The following is a 3950-nucleotide window of genomic DNA, read 5'->3' on the forward strand; positions in this document are numbered from 1 at the left end:
AGCTGGCGGAGCGGGAGTACGAGGAAACCGAGAGGGCACAGCGGGAACTGCTCGCCTCCGGGGCCCTCGACCCGCCGGTGGACTACGCCACGAGCGATCCATGGGACATCGACACCGGCAGCCGCGTCAACCGCGGCAAGGCCCCGGACCCCAAGGCCGAAGACACCCCGCCGGACGCCGCCGCGGACCCCGAAGACACCGGCACCGCCCCGGAGCCAAAACCGGAGCAGGAGCCCGAGCCCGAGCCGGAGCCGAAACCGGAGCCGAAACCCAAGCCGGAGGAGAGCGAGGAACCGCCCCCGCAGGGCAAGGAGCCCCCGCGCCGGACCACACCCGGCCACCGCCGCACACCCCGCCGCCCCTCCGCCGCCGTGGCGGCCGGGCACCGGGCGCTGAAGTATGCGCTGAACCAGATCGGCAAGCCGTATGTCTGGGGCGCGGAGGGGCCGGGCTCCTTCGACTGCTCGGGGCTGACCTACCAGGCGTGGGCGCACGCCGGGCGGCCCATTCCGCGCACCAGCCAGCAGCAGTGGCGCCGCCTGCCGCGGGTGAAACTCAACGAGCTGCGCCCCGGCGACCTGGTGGTCTACTTCAAGGGCGCGTCCCATGTGGCGATCTACGCGGGCAACGGCATGGTGGTGCAGGCCCCGCGCCCGGGCGGCCGGGTCAAGCTGTCCCCGCTCGCCTCCAATCCGCTGCGCGGCGCCGTACGCCCGACAGCGCGCGGCAAGACCAAGGGCTGACTCAGCCCACCTGCTCAGCGGCCTCACTGGCCGTATCAATCGCATCGCCCACGTCGGCCGCGTCGGTTCCCCCGTCCTCGGCGTCCTCGGCGTCCTCGGCCACCTCGGCGGCACCCGCTGCCTCCGCCTCCTCCAGATACGCCGCGGTCTTGTCCGGCTCGTAGAAGAAGTTCTCGAAGTCGGCCGGGTCGTCGAAGCCGTTGGCGAAGCGGTGGGCGACCGCGGGAAGTTGGCCCGCCGCGCCCAGGAGGCGCACGATGTGGTCGGGCGGCGGGGCCAGCATCGCGTTCGTCCACTTGGTCACATGCCGCGCCGTCGCCCAGAACCGCGCGAAGGTCCGCCGCATCCATGCCTCGTCGAAGGGCCGGTCGCCGTGTTCGACGATGCTCGCCAGATACGAGGCGGCGCATTTGGCCGCGGAGTTGGACCCCTGGCCGGTGAGCGGGTCGTTGGTGACCACGACATCGGCCACCCCGAGGACGAGCCCGCCGCCCGGCAGCCGGCCGATGGGGTCACGGACGGTCGGGGTGTAGCGCCCGGACAGCGTGCCGCCCGCGTCCGTCAGCTCGACCCGGGTGGCCCGCCCGTACTCCCAGGGCGTGAACCACTCCATGAGCTCCAGGGTCAGGGCCAGATGTTCGGAGGGGTCGGTGACGCCCTCGAAGACATCGGCGGGGCCGCCGGGGATGGCCTCCCAGAACAGGATGTCGGCCCGCCCGGAGGCGGTGAGGGCGGGCATCACGTACAGCTCGCCCACGTCGGGCACCAGATTGCAGCGCACCGCTTCGAGGTCGGGGTGTTCCAGCCGGGGGGCGAGGCCGTGGACATAGGCGACGGCGAGGGCGCGCTGCGGGGAGGTGTACGGGGAGCGGGTGGCGTCCCGGCCGAAGAGGGAGCCCAGTTCGCCCTTGCCCGCCGCGACCAGCAGCAGGTCGTACCGCTCCGCGAGGAAGTTGAGGTCGGAGACGGTCGCGCCGTGGATGACCAGCCGGCCGCCGCGCCGCTCGAAGGCATCCATCCAGCCGGCCATCTTCAGCCGCTGGTCGACGGACTGGGCGCAGCCGTCCAGCTCGCCCACCCAGTCGACCAGGCGCGGATGTCCCAGCGGGGTGACGGGGCCGGCGACCGAGACGCCCAGGCCCTGGATGCGCGGGGCCTGCTCCTCCCAGAAGTTGATCTCCAGATCGCGCTCGTGCTGCAGCGCGGTGTGGAACATGCACTGGGTGGACATCACGCGGCCGACGCGGATCTCATCGGCCGTGCGGTTGGACATCAAGGTGACCTCGTACCCCTGGGCCTGGAGCCCCAGGGCGAGTTGGAGCCCGGACTGACCGGCCCCGACAATGAGCATCCTGCGCATGGCGGGGCCGGTTCACTCGGGCGAGATGTCCACGGCGAACCTCACCAGCGCCAGCAGTGCGTCGACCACCGAGATGCGATTGCGGGCGTCCATGATCACCACGGGCACCTTCGCCGGCACGGAGAGCGCGTCCCGCACGTCCTCCGGCTCGTACACCGGGGTCCCCTGGAAGTGGTTGACCGCGATGACGTACGGCAGCCCGCAGCTCTCGAAGTAGTCCAGCGCCGGGAAGCTGTCCTCCAGCCGGCGGGTGTCGACCATCACCACCGCGCCGATCGCGCCGCGCATCAGGTCGTCCCACATGAACCAGAACCGCTGCTGGCCCGGTGTGCCGAACAGATACAGCACCAGGTCGGAGTCGAGCGTGATCCGGCCGAAGTCCATCGCGACCGTCGTGGTCAGCTTCTGCGGGGTCGCGGCGAGATCGTCCACGTTCTCGCTGGCCCGCGTCATCAGAGCCTCGGTCTGCAGCGGTGTGATCTCCGATACCGAACTGACGAATGTCGTCTTGCCGACGCCGAAACCCCCCGCGATGACGATCTTGGTGGCGATGGGCGCCCGCGAACGGTCGTCCTGCCACCCCTGGAGCGCCTCATCGGCCCCCGGTATCTTCGGCACCCGTATCGGTGCCGCCGTCATCGTCGTCTCAGAGTCTGCGAAGTCCACTGAGCACCCTTTCGAGCAACGCGCGATCCGGCTGTCCGGGGCCCCGCCCCGTGCCGTACACGCGGATCTTTCCCTGGTCCGCGAGGTCGCTGAGCAACACGCGCACCACACCGAGCGGAATCTTGAGCAGCGCGGAGACCTCCGCGACCGAACGCATCCGACGGCAGAGGTCGATGATGGCCCGGATTTCCGGCACCATCCGGGAGGCCGGTCCGCTGAGCGCGGGCTCGACCGCCCCGTCCGGGGTCTCCAGCGTGGCCACGAAGGTCTCGACCAGCAGCACATGGCCGGACCGGGTCCGGCCGCCGGTGAGCGAGTACGGGCGTACGCGGCCGGCCTTGTAGGACGCCGACGTCACTGCGCGGACTCCAGGGACCGGCGCAGTTCGGTACGGAGTTCAGGGGTGAGCACATGCCCGGCCCGGCCGACGAACAGCGCCATGTGGTACGCGACCACGGTCATATCGCAGTCCGGCGTGGCATGTACGCCCAGCAGCGAGCCGTCGCTGATCGACATGACGAACAGACTTCCCTGCTCCATCGCGACCATCGTCTGCTTGACGACCCCGCCGTCCATCAGCTTGGCCGCGCCCATCGTGAGGCTGCCGAGGCCGGAGACGATGGTGGCCAGGTCGGCGCTCGACCCCTTGGGGCCGTCCTGGACCGTCGGGTCGGCGGCGGCCTCGATGTGCCGCGCGTCCGAGGACAGCAGCATCAGCCCGTCGGAGGAGACGACGGCGACCGAGCGGACGCCGGGGACCTCCTCGACCAGGTTCGACAGCAGCCAATGCAGATTACGGGCCTCGGAACTCAACCCATACGTGCTACTGGGCGCATTCACCTGCGTGCCTCCTCAACCGTGCCACCCTCGTCCTGCGCCCCCGATTGTCCCCGCTGCCGCTCCCCCGGCGCGCCGCGACTCGCGATTTCGGCCTCGGCGTCTCGGCGTCCCTGGCGCGCGCCCTTCTGGAAACCGCCGAGCCTGCGTCGCAGTTCCTCGGCGTTCACCGCGCCCGTGCGCTCCTGGGGGTCGGTCTCCGGCAGGGCCACGTTCTTCGGGGTGCGCTTGGGAAGTCCCTTGTCGGTGAGGCGCCTTTCGCGCGCCTCCGCCGTTCCTGCCGCTCCTGCCGCTTCTGGGGTTCGCTGGCCGGGCACTCCGGACAGCGAACCCCAGAAGCGGCA

Annotated in this window: 5 protein-coding genes and 1 pseudogene; 1 reads left to right on the top strand and 5 read right to left on the bottom strand. The window is 70.9% G+C overall.

The window, feature by feature from the left end; all coding sequences use genetic code 11:
- On the top strand, positions 1-743 hold a 743-nt coding region (locus tag CCN51_RS58485; protein WP_245881800.1), incomplete at its 5' end, for a C40 family peptidase.
- A gap of 1 nt (position 744) precedes the next feature.
- Here CCN51_RS58485 and CCN51_RS43080 read toward each other — a convergent pair.
- From CCN51_RS43080 to CCN51_RS43100, 5 genes and pseudogenes are all read right to left on the bottom strand, one after another.
- A complete protein-coding gene (locus CCN51_RS43080; RefSeq protein ID WP_014176460.1) occupies positions 745-2103 on the bottom strand; it encodes a styrene monooxygenase/indole monooxygenase family protein in 1359 nt (452 codons plus the stop codon).
- Between the two features lie 12 nt (positions 2104-2115).
- Positions 2116-2742 carry a GTP-binding protein gene (locus tag CCN51_RS43085; protein WP_014176461.1) on the bottom strand — a complete coding sequence of 209 codons (627 nt, stop codon included), beginning with the start codon at positions 2740-2742 and terminating at the stop codon, positions 2116-2118.
- A gap of 7 nt (positions 2743-2749) precedes the next feature.
- Positions 2750-3127: a DUF742 domain-containing protein gene (locus tag CCN51_RS43090; RefSeq protein WP_014176462.1), complete on the bottom strand. Its 378-nt coding sequence runs from the start codon at positions 3125-3127 to the stop codon at positions 2750-2752.
- Positions 3124-3609, bottom strand: coding sequence for a roadblock/LC7 domain-containing protein (locus CCN51_RS43095; RefSeq protein ID WP_043486795.1), 486 nt, complete (start codon positions 3607-3609; stop codon positions 3124-3126). Before CCN51_RS43095 ends, CCN51_RS43090 begins: the two co-directional genes overlap by 4 nt.
- Positions 3606-3950: pseudogene (locus CCN51_RS43100) on the bottom strand (ATP-binding protein); the annotation flags it as partial. The pseudogene CCN51_RS43100 and the gene CCN51_RS43095, both read right to left, overlap by 4 nt.

This window comes from Streptomyces milbemycinicus (assembly GCF_002154605.1).
GTDB lineage: Bacteria > Actinomycetota > Actinomycetes > Streptomycetales > Streptomycetaceae > Streptomyces > Streptomyces milbemycinicus.